Origin of the sequence: Streptomyces europaeiscabiei (assembly GCF_001550375.1) — a bacterium.
Classification (GTDB): Bacteria; Actinomycetota; Actinomycetes; order Streptomycetales; family Streptomycetaceae; genus Streptomyces; species Streptomyces europaeiscabiei.
This window is the reverse complement of the sequence record NZ_LRTR01000420.1, coordinates 1-4,346: the sequence shown is the minus strand read 5'-3', so window position 1 is coordinate 4,346 and position 4,346 is coordinate 1. Positions and strand designations below refer to the sequence as shown.

Genomic DNA, 4,346 nt, shown 5'->3' with positions numbered 1-4,346 from the left:
GCGGCCCGCGGGGCGAGCGGCACCGGGCCGCCGGGCTCGGAGAAGGTGACCATCGCGCCGGCGTACGGGGCGAGGAGGGCACGCAGATCCACGGGACCGGCGGCGTCGCCGTCGTCGGCCGCGTCCTGTTCCTCCACCGCCCGTACGACCGCTCCCTGGGCCGCGTCCTGCGAGATACGGGAGACGGGGACCAGGCCGGCGGAGACCAGGCTGCGCAGGGCGACCTCCTGCTCGCCGGCCATCCGGCCCAGCTCGGCGGCCTCGCCGCCGAGGGCGTTTCCGCGCCGCTGGACCATGGCGAGCACCTGGAGGACGCCGTCGTGGATGTCCCGGGCGAGGCGTTCCCGTTCGCGGGTGGCGGCATCGATCTCCAGGGCGCGGGCGAGGGTGCGCTCGGAGGCGCGGGCGACCTCGACGACGTATCCGATGGCGATGGAGACGAACCAGACCAGCAGCACGTTGTGGATGGTGTCGCGGGTGGGGGCTCCCCGGTGGACCAGGTTGGCGACGGCGACGAGCGTGGAGGCGAAGGCGGCCCAGCGCCAGCCGCCCTTGATGGCGAACGCCAGCACCGCGCCGGCGGTCCATATCGACGGGAGCGTCGGACCTCCGGCCTCCACCCGCGCGGCCGAGTCGGCGAGCCGGGTGAGCAGGATGCCGACGATCGCGATGGTGAGGTCGGCCGTGAGGAACCGCTTGGTGCAGCTGGCCGCGCCCGCCACCTTCGGCAGGGTCGCCAGCGTCCAGCCGGCCAGCACCGCGAAGTAGGCGACGGCCAGCCAGGGGCGCTCGAACTTGTCGTACGCGCTGACGAAGAGGCCGATCGCGTAGATCATCGTCAGGATCCGGTAGCCGGTGAGCGCTCGCCACAGCGGCTGCTCGACCGACATGCGCATGACCTGCTCACGCTCAGGCATATCCCCCACCCCACCCACGACGATCGCGTCCGGGACCACGACCGCGACCGTACCCGCGAACGCGGCCGCTACGAAGCCGGCCGGTCCCTGTCCGACCGGGTCTTCTCCGCCTGTTCCTTCTGTTCCTTCTGTTCCTCGGCCTTCCGCTCCGCCGCCCGTTCCTCGGCCTTCCGCTCCTCGGCCGTCTGTTCCTTGGCCGCCCGTTCCTTCTCGGCCTTGGCGAGGGCGGCCCTGGCGGCCTTGTCGGCCTCCCTCTCGGCCTTGGCCGCGTCCGCGATCCGCCGCTTGGCGGCGGTCGCGTAGATGTCGACGTACTCCTGGCCGGAGAGCTTCATGATCTCGTACATGACCTCGTCGGTCAGCGCCCGCAGGACGAAGCGGTCGTGCTCCATGCCCTGGTAGCGGCTGAAGTCGAGGGGCTTGCCGATCCGGATGCCGGGGCGCATCACCTTCGGCAGGACCTTGCCCGGGGGCTGGATCTTCTCCGTGTCGATCATGGCGACGGGGATGACGGGCGCGCCCGTGGCAAGGGCCACGCGGGCCAGGCCACCGGGCTTGCCGCGGTAGAGCCGGCCGTCGGGCGAGCGGGTGCCCTCGGGGTAGATGCCGAACAGCTCACCGCTCTCGATGACCTGTATGCCGCTCCTGATCGCGGCCTCACCCGCGCCCCGCGCGCCGGAGCGGTCCACCGGGAGCTGGCCGACGCCCTTGAAGAAGGCGGCCGTCAGCTTGCCCTTGATCCCGGGGGTGGTGAAGTACTCGGCCTTCGCGATGAACGTGACCTTGCGGTCGAGGACCGCGGGGAGGAAGAACGAGTCCGAGAAGGAGAGGTGGTTGCTCGCGAGGATCGCGGCGCCCTCGGGCGGAATGTTCTCCAGGCCCTCCACCCAGGGCCTGAAGGTGACCTTGAGCGGTCCCCCGATAGCGACCTTCATCGCGCCGTACAGCAACCGAGTGCCTCTCTGTGATCCGTGGATCAGACCTTAACCCGGACGCCTGAAGAAGAGTCCGACAGGTCCGACCGGTGTCGGGCGCCCCCATCGCTCCCCCAGGGTTCCCACCTGCTCCCCACCTGCTCCTCACCGGGCCCTTCACCCGCTCTCCACCGGGTCCTTCACCCTCCCTCCACCACGCGAAGCCCCTGGTCGGTGTCGGAGCGGTCGCGTACGGTGAACCACATCCGGACTTTCACACCCTTCTCATGAACAGGAGACCGAACCGTGCCGGTCCTTCCTGGAGCCGAGCCGTACCACCACGAGGGCGGGGAGGTCGGTGTCCTCCTCTGCCACGGATTCACCGGGTCCCCCCAGTCCCTGCGCCCCTGGGCGGAGCACCTCGCCGCGCGGGGGCTGACCGTCGCACTGCCCCTGCTGCCGGGACACGGCACCCGCTGGGAGGACCTCCGCCCGACCGGCTGGCAGGACTGGTACGCGGAGGTGGACCGCGAGCTGCGGGCCCTGCGCGAGCGTTGTGCGCACGTCTTCGTGGCGGGGCTTTCCATGGGTGGCGCGCTGGCGCTGCGGCTGGCCGCGAAGCACGGGGACGCGGTCGCCGGCGTGATGGTCGTCAACCCGGCGAACAAGGTGCACGGCCCCGCCGCGCACGCCCTCCCGCTGCTCCGGCACTTCGTCCCCACCACCAAGGGGATCACCAGCGACATCGCGAAGGAGGGCGTCGAGGAGGTGGGGTACAGCCATGTGCCGCTGCACGCGGCGCACTCGCTGCGCAACTTCCTGCGTCTCGTCGACGGCGAACTGCCCCAGGTGACCCAGCCGTTGCTGCTGCTGCACAGCCCGCGGGACCATGTGGTGCCGCCCGTCGACTCCGAGCGCGTCCTCGGCCGGGTGTCGTCGACCGACGTCACGGAGATCCTGCTGGAACAGAGCCACCATGTCGCGACGTTGGACCACGACGCGGACCGGATCTTCGAGGAGAGCCACGCGTTCGTCACCCGTCTCGTGGCGGACTCCGATGCGCGAGGCGTGACGGATTCCGGGGCGGCCGGTGTGAAGGAGTCCGACGCGGAATCCGTACAGCAGTCTGATTCGGGGTCCGCGGAGCAGATCGGTCCGGGATCCTTGGAGCAGAGGGAAGGGACGGCCACTGGTGGCTGAGCACGACTCCGAGCGTGAGCCGGAGGAGAAGGGAGCGCCCCTCGGCGAGCGCCACGGCGACTCGCGGGGCGACTCCCCGGGCGGCTCCCCGGGCGGCTCCTCGGGCAGCTCCGCGGGCGCCTCGTCCGGCGAGTCGCCGGGCGAGGAGCAGCACGTGGGCGAGGAGCAGCACGTGCCGTTCGACGAGGACGCCGCCTGGCGGGCCATCGTCGCCGGGTTCGGCAACGAGCCGCCGGACCCGCCGGGCACCAAGCCGTTCAGGTCGGTGGAGGACCTGGCCCTGCTGGAGGCCGAGCCGGAGGAATCTCCCGACAAGTCACCCGATGCCGCCGCCGGCCCCGCGGCCCCCAGGCCGCTGGGCAGCTCGGTGGCGTTCGCCCCCGGCGTCGGCTCGGGTCCGCGCGACTACAGCGTGCCCGACCCGGTCGGCGAGGATCTGGACAAGGGCGACAGGGACTCCGCCGAGGAGGACGAGGACGGTGAGGGCCACTTCGTGCCGCCCGAGCCGCCCCCGCTGCCGGCGGCCGACGCCACCGCCAAGTTCGCCTGGCTGGGGGTGATCGGCGGCCCGGTCCTGCTGCTGCTCGCCGTCCTCCTCGGCTGGGAGATGACCTGGTGGCTCACCACCCTGGGCATCGGCGGCTTCCTCGGCGGCTTCGCCACGCTGGTGATGCGGATGAACGGCGACGACGAGGACGACGACGATCCGGGCCGGGGCGCGGTCGTCTGACCCCACCACCACCGCCTTACGAGGGCCCGTCCGGGAGACTTCCGGGCGGGCCCTCGCCGTTGCCCTGCGACGGTGCCGAGGAGATCTGATCCCGTCGTCGCCGTGCGACGGGATGGAACCCGATTCCGGTGAACGGCGAAGTACGGGTGCACGACCCGAAGAGCCCAGGCCTTCGAGGCGTTCGGACGAACGAAAGGAGCCCCGATGACCGTCGGACCACCGGGCGTCGGCACTCGCGACGGGGACCGCGAGGAGAGTGATGCCCGCGTGATCGAGCGGTCCCGGGACGAGCCCGAGCTGTTCGCCGTCCTCTACGACCGGTACGCCGACACCGTGCATCGTTACGCGGCACGGCGGCTCGGCCCCGAGGCGGCGGAGGATCTGATGGCGGAGACCTTCGTCACCGCCTTCCAGCGGCGGCACACGTACGACCTGGAGCGGGCCGACGCCCGCCCCTGGCTGTTCGGTATCGCCACCAACCTCGTGGGCCGGCACCGACGGGCCGAGGCGCGCCGGTTCAGGGCGCTCGCCCGGCTGCCGGCGCCGGTGGAGCACGAGGAGGCGGTCGCGGACCGGGCGGTCGTC

5 protein-coding genes are annotated in these 4,346 nt (G+C 71.9%); 3 read left to right on the top strand and 2 right to left on the bottom strand.

Features of this window, described 5'->3' with window-relative positions; genetic code table 11:
• On the bottom strand, positions 1-917 hold a 917-nt coding region (gene macS / locus AWZ10_RS20250; RefSeq protein WP_063809781.1), incomplete at its 3' end, for a MacS family sensor histidine kinase.
• Between the two features lie 68 nt (positions 918-985).
• Positions 986-1,852, bottom strand: coding sequence for a 1-acyl-sn-glycerol-3-phosphate acyltransferase (locus tag AWZ10_RS20245; protein WP_046707284.1), 867 nt, complete (start codon positions 1,850-1,852; stop codon positions 986-988).
• Positions 1,853-2,137: 285 nt separating this feature from the next.
• Between AWZ10_RS20245 and AWZ10_RS20240 the strand changes: the two genes are divergently transcribed.
• From AWZ10_RS20240 to AWZ10_RS20230, 3 genes are all read left to right on the top strand, one after another.
• Positions 2,138-3,031: an alpha/beta hydrolase gene (locus AWZ10_RS20240; protein WP_046707283.1), complete on the top strand. Its 894-nt coding sequence runs from the start codon at positions 2,138-2,140 to the stop codon at positions 3,029-3,031.
• Positions 3,024-3,761, top strand: a complete 738-nt coding sequence (locus AWZ10_RS20235) for a hypothetical protein (RefSeq protein ID WP_060891741.1) — start codon at positions 3,024-3,026, stop codon at positions 3,759-3,761. Before AWZ10_RS20240 ends, AWZ10_RS20235 begins: the two co-directional genes overlap by 8 nt.
• A gap of 204 nt (positions 3,762-3,965) precedes the next feature.
• Positions 3,966-4,346 (top strand): RNA polymerase sigma factor (locus AWZ10_RS20230; protein ID WP_279616633.1); only part of this gene is annotated, 381 nt, incomplete at its 3' end.

Coding starts and splice junctions, on each gene's coding strand:
- AWZ10_RS20245 (WP_046707284.1), bottom strand. CDS start 1,852: ATGAAGGTCGCTATCGGGGGACCGCTCAAGGTCACCTTCAGGCCCTGG.